The organism is Bacillus sp. FSL W7-1354 (assembly GCF_038002405.1).
GTDB classification, from domain to species: Bacteria; Bacillota; Bacilli; order Bacillales; family Bacillaceae; genus Bacillus; species Bacillus paralicheniformis.
This window is the reverse complement of record NZ_JBBOCL010000001.1, coordinates 1,995,804-2,013,749: the sequence shown is the minus strand read 5'-3', so window position 1 is coordinate 2,013,749 and position 17,946 is coordinate 1,995,804. Positions and strand designations below refer to the sequence as shown.

The following is a 17,946-nucleotide window of genomic DNA, read 5'->3' as shown; positions in this document are numbered from 1 at the left end:
ATACAGAAAAAAGTGACGGTTCGAAAAGCAAAATTATCCCTTTCTGTACGTTTATTCCCTCCGTGATCAGGAAATACTATCTGACATACTTAAAGATACGAAACCATTTCAGGAGGGACCATCAGTTGAGCTGGACGAGCATTGCACTTTTTGTACAACTATTTTTCGGGATCATCATCGGATTATATTTTTGGAATCTGCTCAAGAATCAAAGAACCCAAAAGGTTACGATAGACAGAGAGTCCAAAAAAGAGATGGAGCAGCTCCGGAAAATGAGATCAATCCATTTATCAGAACCGTTATCAGAAAAGGTAAGGCCGACAGCTTTTAAAGACATCGTCGGCCAAGAGGACGGCATTAAAGCGCTGAAAGCCGCCCTTTGCGGACCAAATCCGCAGCATGTCATTATTTACGGCCCTCCAGGTGTAGGGAAAACCGCAGCTGCAAGGCTTGTCCTCGAAGAAGCGAAAAAGAACAAGCGCTCACCGTTCCAGGAACATTCCGTCTTTGTCGAGCTTGACGCGACAACGGCCCGCTTCGACGAGCGGGGAATCGCCGACCCGTTGATCGGATCGGTCCACGATCCGATTTATCAGGGTGCCGGAGCGATGGGGCAGGCCGGAATTCCTCAGCCAAAGCAGGGAGCCGTTACGCATGCGCACGGCGGGGTATTATTCATCGACGAAATCGGAGAGCTTCATCCGATTCAAATGAATAAAATGCTGAAGGTGCTTGAAGATCGGAAAGTGTTTTTGGAAAGCGCCTATTACAGTGAAGAAAACACGCAAATCCCCAAACACATCCACGACATTTTTCAAAACGGGCTGCCGGCGGATTTCAGACTGATCGGCGCGACGACGAGGATGCCTGACGAAATCCCGCCAGCGATTCGGTCGAGATGTCTGGAAGTGTTCTTCCGCGACCTTGAAAAGCAAGAATTAAAAACGGTCGCCAAAAAAGCGGCTGATAAGATTGAGAAGAAAGTCGCAGAGGAAGGACTTGACCTGTTGACGCGGTATGCGAGAAACGGCCGCGAAGTCGTCAATATGATGCAAATCGCCGCCGGAATGGCTTTGACTGAAGAGCGCGACGAGGTGACGGTTGAAGATATCGAATGGGTGATCCATTCGAGCCAGCTGACACCGAAATATGAACAAAAAATCGCCTCCAAACCGCAGGTCGGCATCGTCAACGGACTTGCCGTCCACGGCCCTAACAGCGGTTCGCTGCTCGAAATTGAAGTCACAGTCAACAAGGCTGCTGATAAGGGATCGATTAATATCACAGGCATCGCAGAAGAAGAGAATATCGGCAACCAGTCAAAATCGATCCGACGGAAAAGCATGGCGAAAGGGTCGGTCGAAAATGTCATGACTGTATTGCGGACAATGGGAGTAAAAGCTTCGGATTATGATATTCACGTGAATTTCCCCGGCGGTATCCCGGTTGACGGACCATCTGCAGGAATTGCCATGGCGGCGGGCATTTTCTCCGCCATTCATAAGGTTCCGATAGACCATACTGTCGCCATGACGGGGGAAATCAGCCTGAACGGCCGGGTAAAGCCGATCGGCGGCGTGATTCCGAAAATCAAAGCGGCCAAGCATGCGGGGGCAAAAACGGTTATTATTCCGCACGAAAATGTCCAGTCGATTTTAAAGCGGATAGAAGGCGTACATATCATTCCCGTCAAAACCTTGCAGGAAGTGCTGGACCTTGCATTGGTCAACCCTCCTTCAGAAATGCCTGACGGCGCTCAGATGAAAAGAGAATCCGTATAAATCCCCATCATTTCAGATGGGGATTTTTTTCGGGCCGGTTTTCTCCGACAGGCGCCGGCATGTTTTCTTAGCGGAGGACATCTTTTCCTTTTTCAGAACTGAAAGAAAGGGTATACTACAGGAGACCCTTTTTATTTCGCCGGGCTTACAATTGTACAGGGATAAAAAAAGTATATTATAATGGTTCATACTAAAGTTACGGAGGTGTCAGTCAAAATGGCAGATGAAACGAAACGAAACATCCCGCTCCTCCCTTTAAGAGGTTTACTCGTCTATCCGACGATGGTTTTGCACCTTGACGTCGGGCGTGAAAAGTCGGTTCAGGCGCTTGAACAGGCGATGATGAATGACCATATGATTTTTTTGGCAACACAAAAGGACATATCCATAGACGAACCGGATGAAGACGAGATTTTTACATTCGGAACCTATACAAAAATCAAGCAGATGCTCAAGCTGCCGAACGGAACGATCCGCGTTTTGGTGGAGGGGCTGCAGCGCGCCCGCATTCTTGAGTACCATGATTTAGATGAATATACGTCTGTAAAAATCGAACGAATCGATGAAGAGACTGAAAAAGATGTTGAAGATGAAGCACTTATGCGCACATTGCTTGACCACTTCGATCAATACATAAAGATTTCGAAAAAAATATCGGCTGAAACATTTGCCGCTGTGACAGATATTGAAGAGCCGGGAAGAATGGCCGATATCGTCGCCTCCCACCTGCCGCTTAAGTTGAAAGACAAGCAGGAAGTGCTGGAAACGATCGATGTCAAAGCCAGATTAAACAAAGTGATCGACCTGATTCACAACGAAAAAGAAGTCCTTGAGATTGAAAAGAAGATCGGGCAGCGCGTCAAGCGTTCAATGGAAAGAACGCAAAAGGAGTATTACCTGCGCGAGCAGATGAAAGCCATCCAAAAAGAGCTTGGCGATAAAGAAGGAAAAACGGGCGAGGTCCAAAAGCTGACTGAGAAAATCGAACAGGCCGGCATGCCTGACAATGTGAAAGAAACCGCGTTTAAAGAGCTAAACCGGTACGAAAAAATTCCGTCAAGCTCAGCTGAAAGTTCTGTCATCCGCAATTATATTGAATGGCTTATTTCCCTCCCATGGAATGATGCAACAGAAGACAGGCTTGATTTAAATCTCGCCAGTCAAATTCTTGATGAAGAACATCACGGACTTGAAAAAGTGAAAGAACGGGTTCTCGAATATTTGGCAGTCCAAAAGCTGACCCGCTCGTTAAAAGGACCGATCTTATGCTTGGCCGGACCTCCGGGTGTCGGAAAAACCTCGCTGGCCAAATCGATCGCCAAATCGCTCGGACGCAAATTTGTCCGCATTTCCCTTGGCGGCGTGAGGGATGAATCCGAAATCCGTGGCCACCGCCGCACATATGTAGGCGCCATGCCGGGCCGCATTATTCAGGGGATGAAAAAAGCAGGCAAGAACAATCCCGTGTTCCTTTTGGACGAGATTGATAAAATGGCTTCGGATTTCAGGGGAGATCCTGCTTCAGCGATGCTGGAAGTGCTCGATCCTGAACAAAACCATACGTTCAGCGACCATTATATTGAAGAGACGTTTGATTTATCAAAGGTTTTGTTTATTGCGACCGCGAACAACCTGGCCACAATCCCGGGTCCGCTCAGAGACCGTATGGAGATCATCACGATCGCGGGCTATACGGAAGTGGAAAAGGTCGAAATCGTCAAAGACCATCTGCTTCCAAAACAGCTGAAAGAACACGGTCTGAAAAAATCCAATCTGCAAATACGGGAGCAGGCTGTCCTTGATGTTATTCGCTATTATACGAGGGAAGCCGGCGTCAGAAGTCTTGAACGCCAAATCGCAGCGATATGCAGAAAAGCGGCGAAGCTGATCGTATCAGGGGAAAGAAAAAGAATTACGGTCACGGACAAAAACCTTGAAGACTATTTAGGAAAAAGAATGTTCAGGTACGGACAGGCTGAGCTCGACGATCAGATCGGCGTTGTCACAGGTCTTGCCTACACGACGGTCGGCGGAGATACGCTGTCCATCGAAGTGTCTCTTTCCCCCGGGAAAGGCAAGCTCATTTTAACCGGAAAGCTCGGCGATGTCATGAGAGAGTCGGCACAAGCCGCATTCAGCTATGTCCGTTCAAAAGCGGAAGAGTTAAACATCAACCCTGATTTTCATGAAAAACACGATATTCACATTCACGTGCCGGAAGGGGCCGTTCCGAAGGACGGGCCATCCGCGGGAATCACAATGGCGACAGCTCTTGTTTCGGCGCTGACGGGCCGACCTGTTTCACGAAATGTCGGCATGACCGGCGAAATCACGTTAAGAGGCCGCGTCCTTCCGATCGGCGGCTTGAAGGAAAAGGCGCTCGGCGCACACCGTGCCGGCTTAAAGACTGTCATTATGCCGAAAGATAATGAAAAAGACATTGAGGACATTCCAAACAGCGTGCGGGAAGGCTTAACCTTCATTCCTGTCGCTCACCTGGACGAAGTTCTAAAGCATGCGCTAGTAGGAGAAGAGAAATGAAAGTAACGAAATCAGAGATTGTCATCAGTGCGGTGAAACCCGAGCAGTACCCTGAAGGGGGGCTGCCGGAAATCGCCCTTGCCGGGAGATCTAATGTCGGAAAATCGTCATTTATCAATACAATGATCAACCGTAAAAACTTAGCGAGGACATCATCAAAGCCGGGCAAAACACAGACATTAAACTTTTATATCATTAACGATGTCCTTCACTTTGTCGATGTGCCCGGTTACGGATTTGCGAAAGTCTCCAAAACGGAGCGCGAGGCTTGGGGCCGTATGATAGAGACGTATTTGACATCCCGCGAAGAACTGAAAGCGGTCGTCCAAATCGTCGACCTCAGGCATGCTCCTTCACAGGATGATGTCATCATGTACGACTTTTTAAAGCATTATGAAATTCCTGTGATCGTGATTGCGACAAAAGCGGATAAAATCCCTAAAGGTAAATGGGAAAAGCATGCCAAAGTCGTCAAAGAGACGCTCAATATAGAAAAAGAAGACCAGCTCATCTTGTTTTCCTCCGAGACGAAAAAGGGTAAACAAGAAGCGTGGTCGGCGATCGAGCAAATGATCGCGAGATAAAAGAAAAAGCACTTGCGGGATTGATGCAAGTGCTTTTCTTGAATAAACTATTTTCTTTTTAAGAATAATAAAAGTAAACTAACCGCGATAAAAGCGGCCGGCCAATAAGCTTCTACATATGCCGTCTCGATATTCGCCGTCTTCAGCCAGGCGGCAATCTGCCGGAAAAAATAAAGATAGAGGGCGACTGCGATCATCAGCAGACTCTCATATTGATATTCTTTCGTCTTAAACGATTTGACAAGAAGCGCCGCACCGAGGATCAGCACGATGACCGCAAAATCATCCGCGCGGCTGAAATAGTCCTCTTTAAATGTGAAATAAACGCCGATCGCTGTCATGAAGAGCCCTGCAAAGGAATGGGCGGAATCGGCTTCCTTCTGCCCCTGATAAAAAAGAGCCAGCCCGATGAGCCCCGCAAGTACAGACCATTCTTCCTGTCCGTCAAACAGGCTGATCCGGCCCGACCGCAGAAAGGCGTAGACAGCCACGGCTATCAACAGCAATGGAAGCAAAACAGATTTCTTTTTCAAAGTATCACCTTCTTGATGTAGTGAAAGAAATAGAAACACATTTTCTACTATATCACATCAATTTTTTAAAATCTGTTCACATTTTGGGAAGAGAAAATAGTGAATATATGTTATAATCGTTTTGAATAATAAATTCTATATTATAATCATTCTAATTTAGATAGATGTTGGGGGTGCAAGCAAGAGTTATGCATATACTTGTCGTGGGATTGGATTACAAATCAGCCCCTGTTGATATACGTGAAAAGTTAACCTTTCAGCCGGATGAGCTGGGGCAGGCGATGTCGCAATTGAAAGAAGAAAAAAGCATACTTGAGAATATCATCGTGTCGACATGCAACCGGACAGAGCTGTATGCAGTCGTTGATCAGCTGCACACCGGACGTTATTATATGAAAATGTTTTTGGCGAACTGGTTCGGACTAAGCAAAGAGGACATTTCGCCTTACTTGAAGTTTTATGAAAACGACGGAGCCGTTGAACATTTGTTCCGCGTATCGTGCGGATTGGATTCGATGGTTATTGGAGAAACGCAGATTTTAGGCCAAGTGCGTACAAGTTTTAAGCTGGCTCAGGAAGAGAAGACAATTGGTACCGTTTTCAACTATTTGTTTAAGCAGGCTGTCACCGTCGCGAAGCGCTGCCATGCCGAAACGGACATTGCTTCAAATGCTGTATCCGTCAGCTATGCAGCCGTCGAGCTTGCCAGGAAAATCTTCGGCGACCTTTCCGATAAACACGTGCTGATTCTCGGCGCGGGCAAAATGGGAGAGCTTGCGGTTCAAAACCTGCACGGCCACGGAATCGGACAGGTTACCGTGATCAACAGAACATTTTCAAAAGCGAAGGAGCTTGCCGGCCGTTTTTCAGGCGCGGCGAAAAGCTTAAATGAGCTGCAATGCGCTTTAATGGAAGCCGACATTCTCATCAGTTCAACGGGCGCAAGCGGCTATGTCGTCACAAAAGAGATGATCGAACATGTCAATAAGCTTCGCAAAGGATGTCCGCTTTTTATGGTGGATATTGCCGTGCCGCGGGATCTTGACCCGGCTCTCAGCGATGTGGAAGGCGTCTTTCTGTACGATATTGACGATCTTGAAGGGATCGTGGAAGAAAATCTGAAGGAGCGTCAGGCCGTTGCTGAAGAAGTGGAGCTGATTATTGAAGCTGAGATCGTCGCTTTTAAACAATGGCTGAATACGCTCGGCGTCGTGCCGGTCATCTCTGCTCTCAGGGAAAAAGCTTTGACAATCCAGGCGGAAACGATGCAGAGCATCGAACGGAAGCTCCCTCACTTGAGCACAAGAGAGAAAAAACTTTTAAATAAGCATACGAAAAGTATTATCAACCAGCTCTTGCGCGACCCGATTTTAAAAGTGAAGGAGTTTGCGTCAGAAGCTGATGCCGAAGAAAAGCTTGCACTGTTTACGCAGATTTTTGATATTGAAGAAGCGGCTTTTCCTGACGGAGAGAATCAAGACGAACGCCAGCCGGTTCATGCGTTTAAGCGGCAAAACCAGCAGGGTTTGACTTCTATCGCGAGCGAGTGACAGACATGACAGACACATTGTTAGCAAGGCTTAACGAAGTTACAATCGTGTTGTACGCGCTCACCGTCCTCTTTTATTTTATAGACTTTTTACAGCACAACCGGAAGGCGGGAAAAGCGGCCTTCTGGTTGCTTTCTATTGTCTGGATTCTGCAGACGGTATACCTTTTTTATTTCATGCAGTACACAGATCAGTTTCCTGTTTTGAATAATGCACAGGGGCTTTATTTTTACGCGTGGGTGCTTGTCACGCTGTCTCTCGTTTTGACGAAGCTTTTGAAAGTGGAATTTCTCGTTTTTTTCACCAATCTCATCGGCTTTTCAATGGCGGCGATCCACACGTTTACACCGACGGCCCAGCAGTCGGCGGAGCTTTCGGGAAGGCTCGTGTCCGAGCTCTTGATCATCCACATTACAATGGCAATTCTTTCGTATGGAGCGTTTTCATTGTCGTTTGTCTTTTCCGTGCTGTATCTTTTTCAGTACCGTTTATTGAAAAAGAAAAAGTGGGGGAAATGGCTCTTACGAATCGAAGATTTGCCAAAACTTGATCATATGGCTTATGTCCTTAATCTCATCGGCGTTCCCATGCTTTTGCTGAGTCTGATTCTGGGGATTATCTGGTCGTATGTATCGCTTGAAACCCTGTACTGGGCGGATCCGAAAGTGCTCGGATCGATCGTGCTGCTTTTTTTATACGGATACTATTTATTTATCAGGATTGTCAAAGAGCTGCAGGGAAGGATCGCGGCCATGTGGAATACCGCGTCTTTTCTTGTTCTTTTAATCAATTTCTTTTTGCTCGGCAGCTTTTCGCAATTTCATTGGTTTAGTTAGTTAAAACGGTTGCCCGTGACGGATTGGGAGGAAGAAAACATGAGAAACATCATTGTAGGCTCAAGAAGAAGCAAATTGGCGATGACCCAGACAAAATGGGTGATCAAAAAGCTGGAGGAATTAAATCCGGATTTCACGTTTGAAATAAAGGAAATCGTTACAAAAGGCGACCGGATCTTGGATGTTACGCTGTCAAAGGTCGGCGGGAAAGGCCTGTTCGTCAAAGAAATCGAACAGGCGATGCTTTCCGGGGAAATTGATATGGCCGTTCACAGCATGAAGGACATGCCGTCGGCGCTTCCCGAAGGGCTGGTGGTCGGCTGCATTCCAAAACGGGAAGATGCCAGGGACGTTCTCATTTCAAAAAGCCGTCAAAAGCTGGCCGACCTGAAACAAGGTGCGGTTATCGGCACGAGCAGCCTCAGAAGAAGCGCGCAGCTTTTGCAAATGCGTCCCGACCTTGAGATCAAGTGGATCAGGGGAAATATCGATACAAGGTTAAAAAAACTTGAAACCGAAGATTACGACGCGATTATTTTAGCAGCGGCAGGCCTGTCAAGAATGGGCTGGAAGGACGATGTCGTCACCGAATTTCTTGATCCAGAGAGCTGCCTTCCCGCCGTTGGGCAAGGCGCGTTGGCGATCGAGTGCAGAGGCTCGGATGAGGAGCTGCTGTCCCTCTTTTCGCGCCTGAACGACCGCTACACACAGCTGACCGTCACGGCCGAGCGCGCTTTTCTTCATGCGATGGAAGGCGGCTGCCAAGTGCCAATCGCCGGATTTGCGACGATGGACGAAGACGGCGTCATCGAACTGACCGGTCTTGTGGCATCGCCTGACGGAAAAACCGCATACAGAGAAACAGTAAAAGGAAAAGATCCGGAGGCTGTCGGCAGAGAATGCGCGGCGGTCATGTCGGAAAAAGGAGCAAAGGCACTGATTGACCGTGTGAAACAGGAGCTGGAAGACAATGAAGCATGATCTTCCTTTACAGGGAAAGAAAGTGCTCGTCACCCGCAATAAAGCCCAAGCCCAATCCTTCAGGGAAAAGGTGGAGGCTTTAGGCGGAGAAGCTGTTTTAACGTCATTGATTTCGTTTCGGCCCGCCCTCCCGCGAGAACAGGCCCAGCGCTTTCGAACAGATCTTGAAAGCGCGGACTGGCTTGTTTTTACAAGCGTGAACGGGGCAAAATTCTTTTTTTCTTATTTAAAGAACGCCGGGTTCAGCGTTCCTTTCGCATCAAAGGCCAAGGTTGCCGCTGTCGGTGAAAAAACGGCCAGGTATTTGCGCGACAGGGGTCTTTCTGTCGATCTGATGCCTGAGTTATACGTGGCTGAACATTTGGCGGAGGCCCTGAAGCGAAATGCCGGCCGTCATGATAAAGTGGCCGTTTTAAAAGGGAATTTATCTCGGGACGTCATCAAGAAAACCCTCACTCCGCTCGGAATTCAAGTTTCGGAATGGATTTTGTATGAAACCGTTCGTGATGAAAAGGGAATTCTGGAGCTTAAGAAAGCAGCAAAACACGCGTCTTTTGATTTTGTGACATTTACCAGCTCCTCGACGGTACATACATTCATGTCCATTTTGAAAGAGGAGAGCAGAACGTGGGCCGAAAAGAACGGTACGGCTTTTATTACGATCGGGCCTATGACAAAGAAGGCGCTGTCGGACTACGGAATTCCTTCATATATGCCGGACGTCTATACAATCGACGGAATGCTGCGTGAAATATGCCGCATTTCAAGAAAGGGAGAATGACAAATGGAAGCATCATTTCAAAGACACCGCCGCCTGCGGACGACAGCAGGTATGCGAAAATTGGTAAGAGAAACCGAGTTAAGAGCATCTGACTTTATTTATCCGATATTTGTAACCGAGGAAGAGAACGTTAAAAGCGAAGTTCCGTCCATGCCGGGCGTATACCAGCTGTCTTTGGACCGGCTGAAAGAGGAAATGGAGGAAGTCGCAGGCCTCGGCATTCAATCTGTGATCGTCTTCGGCGTGCCTGAACACAAAGATGATGTGGGAAGCGGAGCCTATCACAACCACGGCATCGTTCAAAAAGCGATTGCACAAATTAAACAAGACTTTCCTGAGCTTGTCGTTATCGCAGATACATGCCTATGCGAGTACACGGACCACGGTCACTGCGGCCTTGTGGAAAACGGTGAAATACTAAATGACGAATCGCTCGTTCTTTTGGCAAAAACCGCTGTCAGCCAAGCCCGTGCAGGCGCTGACATTATTGCGCCTTCAAACATGATGGACGGTTTCGTTGCCGCCATCAGGGATGCGCTTGATCAGGAAGGATTTACAAATGTGCCGATCATGTCGTACGCTGTAAAATATGCGAGCGCGTTTTACGGCCCGTTCCGCGATGCCGCGGGAAGCAGTCCGCAGTTCGGCGACCGCAAGACGTACCAAATGGATTATGCCAACCGCAGGGAGGCTCTCCGGGAGGCAAAATCCGATGTGGAAGAAGGCGCCGATTTCCTGATCGTCAAGCCGACGCTTTCATATCTTGATATCGTCAGAGAAGTGAAAAACGAATTTAACCTGCCTGTTGTCGGATACAATGTAAGCGGGGAGTATGCGATGGTCAAAGCCGCGGCCCAAAACGGCTGGATTGAAGAAAAAGCTCTTGTTCTCGAAATGCTGACAAGCATGAAGCGGGCGGGCGCTGATTTGATCATTACGTACTTTGCAAAAGATGCGGCAAAATGGATTTCGAAATAAGAATTTGAACTGGGGGTTTTAGAGGATGCGGAGCTATGAGAAGTCTAAAGCGGCATTCGAAGAGGCGCAACGAGTTATGCCTGGCGGGGTGAACAGCCCGGTCAGAGCCTTTAAATCAGTGAACATGGACCCGATTTTTATGGAGCGGGGAAAAGGATCAAAAATTTATGATATTGACGGAAACGAATACATCGATTATGTCTTGTCATGGGGACCGCTTATTTTAGGACACAGCAATGAAAAAGTGGTGAAAGAAATTCAAAACACGGCAGAACACGGGACAAGCTTCGGTGCACCGACAGAACTGGAAACCGAGCTTGCCGAGCTTGTCATCGACCGTGTTCCTTCCATAGAAATCGTTCGGATGGTAAGCTCCGGTACGGAGGCGACGATGAGCGCCTTGCGGCTGGCGCGCGGTTACACAGGCCGTAACAAAATCGTGAAATTTGAAGGCTGCTACCATGGACACGGTGATTCCCTGCTGATTAAAGCGGGCTCTGGAGTAGCAACGCTCGGCCTCCCTGACAGTCCCGGAGTTCCGGAAAGCATTGCAAAAAACACGATTACCGTTCCTTACAATGATCTGGAAAGCATGAAGCTTGTCTTTCAGGAATTCGGAGAGGACATTGCCGGCGTTATCGTTGAACCTGTCGCGGGCAATATGGGTGTCGTACCTCCGGTTAAAGGGTTCCTCGAAGGGCTTCGCGAGCTGACTGAGACGCATGGCGCTCTGCTGATTTTTGATGAAGTAATGACAGGCTTCAGGGTGGGCTACAACTGTGCGCAAGGCTATTTCGGAGTGACGCCTGATTTGACTTGCCTCGGAAAAGTGATCGGCGGCGGTCTTCCTGTCGGCGCTTATGGAGGAAAGGCGGAAATCATGGAGAAAATTGCGCCGAGCGGTCCGATCTATCAGGCCGGCACGCTGTCCGGCAACCCGCTTGCCATGACAGCCGGACTCGAAACATTGAAACAGCTGACTCCTGAATCCTACCAGGAATTCTCCCGCAAAGCAGACCGTTTGGAAAAAGGAATTTCTGAAGCTGCCGAGAAAAATGGCATTCCGTGTACATTTAATCGAGCGGGGTCTATGATCGGCTTTTTCTTCACAAATGAACCGGTCATCAATTATGATACAGCGAAACAGTCTGATCTCGGACTGTTTGCCGAATATTATAAAGGGATGGCCGATGAAGGCGTGTTTCTCCCGCCTTCACAGTTTGAAGGGCTGTTCTTGTCAACCGCTCATACGGATGACGACATTGAGCATACGATTCAAGCTGCTGAACGCGTATTCGAAAGAATCAGCCGCTCCAGATAAAGAAAAGGGCTGCCGGACATTGCCGGCGGCTCTTTTTTGCATGGTGCCGGTAACGGCTTATGATTTTTCTGTTCATATTCTGCCAGCTTTTCTCATACATCTTTACTGACATCTAATTTTAAAAATTAGGTGAAGGGAGGATATCAGTTTGCCGCAAAACAATCGTTTGCAATTTTCTGTAGAAGAGTCAATCTGTTTTCAAAAAGGACAGGAAGTATCCGAATTATTATCGATTTCATTGGATCCTGACATTACCGTTCAGGAAGTAAATGATTATGTATCCATACGAGGGTCATTAGAGCTGACAGGCGAATACAACATAGATCAAACCCGGGAATATGCAGAGCTGCCTGCGACAAGCCGATTTGTGGAAGATGTAAAGCTGAAAGGGGACGGCAGCGCAGAGCTGACGCATTGTTTCCCAGTGGATATCACCATCCCGAAAGACAAGGTCAATCATTTAAACGACGTATTTGTTTTTATTGATGCTTTCGATTATCAGCTGACAGATGCGAGGATGTTGACGATTCAAGCTGATTTGGCGATTGAAGGCCTCTTGAATGTAAGCGGTGAAGCCGGAGAAGAAGAACCGCGTACTATGCCTGCGGCAGTCCAGCCGGAAGAGGAGCTTGAGCCTGCCTTCAGATCACCTTCAGACGACGAAGAACAGGGTAAAGAGGAAGAATTTTTGATTCAGCTTGACAGATCTTATGAAGAGCAGGACGAAGAACAGCCGTATGAAGAAGCAGAAGAAACTGATACCGATGCGGAAGCGGTTCCGATTTACCAGTCGTTTCTCGGAGACGATACAGAGGAAACAAAGCCGTTTTTTACAGCGTCTTTGTCTGCGGCAGAGCGGACGAAGCGCGAAATGGAAAATCCAAAAGACGCCGCTCTTGAACATCCGGAAGAAGAATATGAGCTAAATAGGGAGAAAGTAGAAGCAAAGCCGGAGGAATATGAGCTGAAAAGGGAGAAAGTAGAAGCAAAACCGGAAGAATATGAGCTGAAAAGGGAGAAAGTAGAAGCAAAACCGGAAGAATATGAGCTGAAAGAGGAGAAAGAAGCAAAGCCGGAAGAATATGAGCAAAAAAGGGAGAAAGCGGAAGAGAAGCCGGAAGAATACGAGTTAAAAAGGGAAGAAGCGGAAGAAGAGCCGGAGCCGCTCCAAAGGGCTTATCAACCTCATGATGAACCGAAAGAAACCCCGTTCTACGGTGTTCCGCCTCTTTTGGAGGAAGACCAGAATGACAGGGAGCCTGAGACGTTTGAAGTTGAAGTGACACAGGAAGCAGAAGCGATTGATGAAGAAGAGGAAGCCGGGCATACCATTGAAATCCCGGAATATTCGTTTCATGAGCAGACGGAGCCTGAAGAAGAAAGAGATGAGATGCCGGCAGCAGACGACCAGGAAGTGTCAGCGAAGGAGAATGACAATGCTCTCTATTTGACAAAGCTGTTTACAAAACAGGGAGAGGAGGAGTTTACTCGAATGAGGATGTGCATCGTTCAGCAAAACGATACCATTGATCTTTTGTGCGAGCGCTATGATATTAATGTCCAGCAGCTCATCCGGATGAATTCCCTTTCCCTTGACGAGGAATTAAAAGAGGGACAGATCCTTTATATACCGGATTATCAAAACAGCCATGCCTAATGCATTGATAAAAATGTGGTGAAGCCGATGGAAGGCATCCAGTCTGTTTTAAATGAGTACGGTCTTACGCCTGAATATATGGAATCGGTCAGTCCAAAGGTATGGAAAGTGTATACGGATCACGGTGTATTCGCCCTGAAAAAATTGGCGGCTTCAAGAAACGCCAGCTTCACAGAACAGATGATCATGCTGGAGGAAAAAGGCTACAGGCAGTTTGTCCCCGTCTATCGAAACCGCACGGGCGAATTTTTAACGCAAGCCGGAGAAGATGTCTGTTATCTCATGCCTTGGCTTACCCTTGAAAGAGAGGAAGAGCTTGACCAAAAACACGAATATATGTTTAAAGAAATCGCTCTTCTTCACCAGCGAACGGAAAAAGAGCTCGGTGTGAGGCGGGAAGAAATACTCGGGCACTATGAACGGACAAAACGGAAATGGGAACAGCAAAAACAGAAATATGAAGAATTCATCTCAAGAGCGGAAAACGAATGGTATATGTCCCCGTTCCAGCTTCAGGCAGCCATGTATTTCAAAGAGACGATATCAGCTGCAGACTTTGCGCTTGCCCGCCTTGAAGAGTGGTATGAGACCATGAAAGACAAAGAGTCTTCGAGAATGGTTTTAAACCACGGGCAGCTGTCCGTCCGGCATTTTCTCTATAACGATACCGGAACGGGTTACTTTACGAACTTTGAGAAAGCGGGACACGGGCCCCCAGCGAACGATCTCATCGTATTTTTTACAAGAATGTTTAAGACGAATCCCGTGATGTGCACGGAATGTGTAAACTGGTTTTATACGTATCACAATGTCTATCCTTTGCGGGAGGAAGAAATCAGCTTATTCCTCAGCTATATGGCTTACCCCGGGCCTGTATACGGTGTGCTGAACCGCTACGACCTTGAGAAGGGGCCCGGAGAAAAAGAAGCCTGTACAACGCTTTTGAAGGCGTACTGGCAAATGAAAAACGCCGAACCGCTTGTGATGAGCATTCACGAGACGGAAGAAAACAGAAAACTGCAGGAAGAAACAGAGTCCCCATCATCATGATGCGGACTTTTTTCGTGCTTATATCCAGTCAAGGTGAAAGGCGCACGCAAGGAATATGAGAATGCCCAAAAGGAGGACATCAAATGTGGTCGGAAAGATGATCGTGCGTATGCCCTGGAAGATCGTGATCGGGAGGACGACTTGAACAGCAACAAGCCTGACTTGCTTCAGCCACGGCTGGAATGAATGTGTGTTGAATTTTTTTCGCATCTTATGCCTCCTCTCTTATCGTTACAGCATCATATGAGGAAAAGGAGCTTGTGTGCATGGCCCAGTATCGTATAAAACAAGAGAAAAACGGAAAAGATGATTGACGAAAATGAAAAAGATTTAGTAATATAAGAAAAAGAAAAAGTACGTGCTGAAAAGTCAATGATCACCCGCTTTGAATGGGAAGAGTACAAAAACAGACGCTTGCAGAGAGGGAAGCCGGTTCGCTGAAAGGCTCCCAGTCAGTCTTTTTTGGAAGGTCGCCCAGGAGCGCAATTTCTCGAACAAAAAGTAGAGAAATTCGGGAAAGTCCCGTTATCCCATTTAAGTGCGTGAATGCGTTTTTTTCGCATTCATGAAAAAAGGTGGTACCGCGAGAGAGTTCTCTTCGTCCTTTTAACAGGATCGAGAGGGCTCTTTTTTATTGTTCAGCCGTTTAATACTGTTGGAGGTTTGAAAATGGATAATCAAGAACTGACGATGCCGACAAAATACGATCCGTCTGCAGTTGAAAAAGACAGATACGACTATTGGGTGAACGGCAAATTTTTTGAAGCGAAAAACGACCCTGAAAAAGAACCGTACACCGTTGTCATTCCCCCGCCGAATGTGACGGGTAAGCTGCACTTGGGGCATGCTTGGGATTCCACCTTGCAGGATATCGTGACAAGAATGAAACGGATGCAGGGCTATGACGTGCTCTGGCTGCCGGGTATGGATCACGCCGGTATTGCAACTCAGGCAAAAGTAGAAGCGAAGCTTCGCGAAGAAGGAAAAACGCGCTATGATCTCGGCCGCGAAAAATTCCTTGAAGAAACATGGAAATGGAAAGAGGAATATGCCGATTTTATTCGCAGCCAATGGGCGAAAATCGGCCTTGGCCTTGACTATTCAAGGGAGCGTTTCACCCTTGATGAAGGGCTTTCTAAAGCGGTTCGCGAAGTATTTGTGAAGCTATATGAAAAAGGGCTGATTTACCGCGGAGAATATATCATTAACTGGGACCCGGCCACTAAAACGGCTCTGTCTGACATCGAAGTCATCTATAAAGACGTACAAGGCGCGTTCTATCATATGCGCTACCCGCTGAAAGACGGTTCAGGCTCGATTGAAATTGCGACGACCCGTCCGGAAACGATGCTCGGCGATACAGCGGTTGCGGTACATCCGGAAGACGAGCGGTACAAACATCTAATCGGAAAAACGGTTATTCTGCCGATCACAGGAAGAGAAATTCCGATTGTCGGAGACGACTACGTCGATATGGAATTCGGCTCAGGTGCCGTCAAAATTACACCTGCCCATGATCCGAACGACTTTGAAATCGGAAACCGCCACAACCTTGAACGCATTCTCGTTATGAATGAAGACGGCACAATGAATGACAAGGCGCTTCAATATAAAGGCATGGACCGTTTTGAATGCCGCAAGCAGATCGTGAAAGATCTACAGGAAGAGGGCGTGCTGTTCAAGATTGAGGAACATACGCATTCGGTCGGCCACAGCGAACGCAGCGGAGCAGTCGTTGAGCCGTATTTGTCAACGCAGTGGTTCGTGCAAATGCAGCCGCTTGCCGATGCCGCCATCGAATTGCAAAAAAGCGAAGGAAAAGTCAACTTCGTCCCTGACCGTTTTGAAAAAACATATCTGCACTGGATGGAAAATATCCGCGACTGGTGCATTTCCCGCCAGCTTTGGTGGGGCCACCGTATTCCTGCGTGGTACCATAAAGAAACGGGGGAAATCTATGTGGGCGCTGAAGCTCCTGAAGATGCCGAAAACTGGGAGCAGGACAAAGACGTTCTTGACACATGGTTCAGTTCCGCTCTTTGGCCGTTTTCAACGATGGGCTGGCCGGATATCGATGAGGAAGATTTCAAGCGTTACTATCCGACGAACGTCCTTGTCACAGGATACGATATCATTTTCTTCTGGGTATCCAGAATGATCTTCCAAGGTATCGAATTTACCGGAGAACGTCCGTTTAAAGATGTTTTGATCCACGGGCTTATCCGCGATGACCAGGGCCGCAAAATGAGCAAATCGCTCGGAAACGGCGTCGATCCGATGGATGTGATCGATAAGTACGGAGCGGATTCGCTGCGCTACTTCCTTGCGACGGGAAGCTCTCCAGGGCAGGATTTACGCTTCAGCTTTGAAAAAGTGGAGTCAACATGGAATTTTGCGAACAAGATTTGGAACGCATCAAGGTTCGCCCTGATGAACATGGACGGCATGACATACGAAGAGCTTGATCTGTCAGGAGAAAAATCAGTTGCCGATAAGTGGATTTTAACAAGGTTGAACGAAACGATTGAAACTGTGACACAGCTGGCTGACAAGTACGAATTCGGCGAGGTTGGCCGCCATCTCTACAATTTTATCTGGGATGATTTCTGCGACTGGTACATCGAAATGGCTAAACTTCCGCTTTACGGTGAAGATGAAGCGGCGAAAAAGACGACCCGCTCTATTTTAGCGTATGTGCTGGATCAAACGATGCGCCTGTTGCATCCGTTTATGCCTTTCCTGACGGAGGAGATCTGGCAGCATCTTCCTCACGAAGGGGAATCCATTACAGTCGCCAAGTGGCCTGAAGCTGTTAAAGAATATACGGACACCGAAGCAGCGGCGGATATGAAGCTTCTCGTTGAAGTCATCCGCGCTGTACGGAACATCCGGAGCGAAGTCAACACGCCGCTCAGCAAGCAGATTGAGCTTTATATTAAAACAAGCACGCCGGAAATCGCCGAACGACTTGAAGAAAACCGTTCGTACGTAGAACGCTTTACGAATCCGAGCCTTCTTCAAATCGGAACGGATATTCAAGCGGTCGGTAAAGCGATGACCGCTGTCGTATCCGGCGCCGAGCTGATTTTGCCGCTCGAAGGTCTGATTAACATTGAGGAAGAAATCAGCCGCCTGCAAAAAGAACTCGATAAGCTGACGAAGGAAGTTGAACGGGTTCAAAAAAAATTAAGCAACGAAGGATTTATGAAAAAGGCGCCTGCACATGTCATTGAAGAAGAGCGGGCGAAAGAAGCCGATTATACGGCAAAACGTGAAGCTGTAGAAAAAAGAATCGCCGAATTGAAAAATTAATCAACGAAAAAAGGAGGTGTTTTCCAGGTCTTTCTAAAGAT

Annotated in this window: 14 protein-coding genes and 1 other annotated feature; of the genes, 12 read left to right on the top strand and 2 right to left on the bottom strand. The window is 47.6% G+C overall.

Translation table 11 applies throughout. The features are described 5' to 3' along the window. Positions 1-125 precede the first annotated feature (125 nt). From lonB to yihA, 3 genes are all read left to right on the top strand, one after another. A complete protein-coding gene (gene lonB, locus MKZ04_RS10240; RefSeq protein ID WP_020452469.1) occupies positions 126-1,781 on the top strand; it encodes an ATP-dependent protease LonB in 1,656 nt (551 codons plus the stop codon). Between the two features lie 216 nt (positions 1,782-1,997). After that, a complete protein-coding gene (gene lon, locus MKZ04_RS10235) occupies positions 1,998-4,322 on the top strand; it encodes an endopeptidase La (protein WP_020452468.1) in 2,325 nt (774 codons plus the stop codon). Then, positions 4,319-4,906, top strand: coding sequence for a ribosome biogenesis GTP-binding protein YihA/YsxC (gene yihA, locus MKZ04_RS10230; RefSeq protein ID WP_025811037.1), 588 nt, complete (start codon positions 4,319-4,321; stop codon positions 4,904-4,906). Before lon ends, yihA begins: the two co-directional genes overlap by 4 nt. Positions 4,907-4,953: 47 nt before the next feature. Here yihA and MKZ04_RS10225 read toward each other — a convergent pair whose 3' ends face one another. Then, positions 4,954-5,439 (bottom strand): hypothetical protein, encoded by a 486-nt coding sequence (locus MKZ04_RS10225; RefSeq protein WP_020452466.1) that lies wholly within the window; start codon positions 5,437-5,439, stop codon positions 4,954-4,956. A gap of 188 nt (positions 5,440-5,627) precedes the next feature. Here MKZ04_RS10225 and hemA point away from each other — a divergent pair, with 188 nt between their 5' ends. The 8 genes from hemA to ysxE all read left to right on the top strand — a co-directional run bounded on the left by hemA (position 5,628) and on the right by ysxE (position 14,593). After that, positions 5,628-6,989 carry a glutamyl-tRNA reductase gene (hemA, locus tag MKZ04_RS10220; RefSeq protein WP_020452465.1) on the top strand — a complete coding sequence of 454 codons (1,362 nt, stop codon included), beginning with the start codon at positions 5,628-5,630 and terminating at the stop codon, positions 6,987-6,989. A 5-nt stretch (positions 6,990-6,994) separates the two neighbouring features. Beyond that, the gene (locus MKZ04_RS10215) at positions 6,995-7,825 is read left to right on the top strand and encodes a cytochrome c biogenesis protein (RefSeq protein WP_020452464.1); all 831 of its coding nucleotides are present in this window, start codon (positions 6,995-6,997) and stop codon (positions 7,823-7,825) included. A 39-nt stretch (positions 7,826-7,864) separates the two neighbouring features. After that, positions 7,865-8,806, top strand: a complete 942-nt coding sequence (gene hemC / locus MKZ04_RS10210; protein ID WP_020452463.1) for a hydroxymethylbilane synthase — start codon at positions 7,865-7,867, stop codon at positions 8,804-8,806. Further along, positions 8,796-9,587 carry a uroporphyrinogen-III synthase gene (locus MKZ04_RS10205; RefSeq protein ID WP_271725458.1) on the top strand — a complete coding sequence of 264 codons (792 nt, stop codon included), beginning with the start codon at positions 8,796-8,798 and terminating at the stop codon, positions 9,585-9,587. The genes hemC and MKZ04_RS10205 overlap by 11 nt, the downstream gene beginning before the upstream one ends. Before the next feature lie 3 nt (positions 9,588-9,590). Further along, a complete protein-coding gene (gene hemB / locus MKZ04_RS10200) occupies positions 9,591-10,565 on the top strand; it encodes a porphobilinogen synthase (protein ID WP_149169233.1) in 975 nt (324 codons plus the stop codon). A gap of 25 nt (positions 10,566-10,590) precedes the next feature. Next, positions 10,591-11,886, top strand: a complete 1,296-nt coding sequence (gene hemL, locus MKZ04_RS10195; protein WP_149169232.1) for a glutamate-1-semialdehyde 2,1-aminomutase — start codon at positions 10,591-10,593, stop codon at positions 11,884-11,886. A gap of 148 nt (positions 11,887-12,034) precedes the next feature. Next, complete coding sequence (locus MKZ04_RS10190) at positions 12,035-13,543, top strand: LysM peptidoglycan-binding domain-containing protein (protein WP_149169231.1); 1,509 nt, start codon at positions 12,035-12,037, stop codon at positions 13,541-13,543. Positions 13,544-13,570: 27 nt separating this feature from the next. Next, a complete protein-coding gene (gene ysxE, locus MKZ04_RS10185; protein ID WP_025811041.1) occupies positions 13,571-14,593 on the top strand; it encodes a spore coat protein YsxE in 1,023 nt (340 codons plus the stop codon). Between the two features lie 18 nt (positions 14,594-14,611). On the opposite strand, the gene MKZ04_RS10180 is transcribed toward ysxE, so the two are convergent. Beyond that, on the bottom strand, positions 14,612-14,803 hold the full coding sequence (locus MKZ04_RS10180) for a hypothetical protein (RefSeq protein WP_020452457.1): 192 nt from the start codon (positions 14,801-14,803) through the stop codon (positions 14,612-14,614). Between the two features lie 166 nt (positions 14,804-14,969). Further along, positions 14,970-15,202, top strand: a binding site (T-box leader). A 60-nt stretch (positions 15,203-15,262) separates the two neighbouring features. On the opposite strand from MKZ04_RS10180, the gene MKZ04_RS10175 reads away from it, so the two are divergent. Continuing rightward, a complete protein-coding gene (locus tag MKZ04_RS10175; protein ID WP_328038252.1) occupies positions 15,263-17,905 on the top strand; it encodes a valine--tRNA ligase in 2,643 nt (880 codons plus the stop codon). Positions 17,906-17,946: the final 41 nt, after the last annotated feature.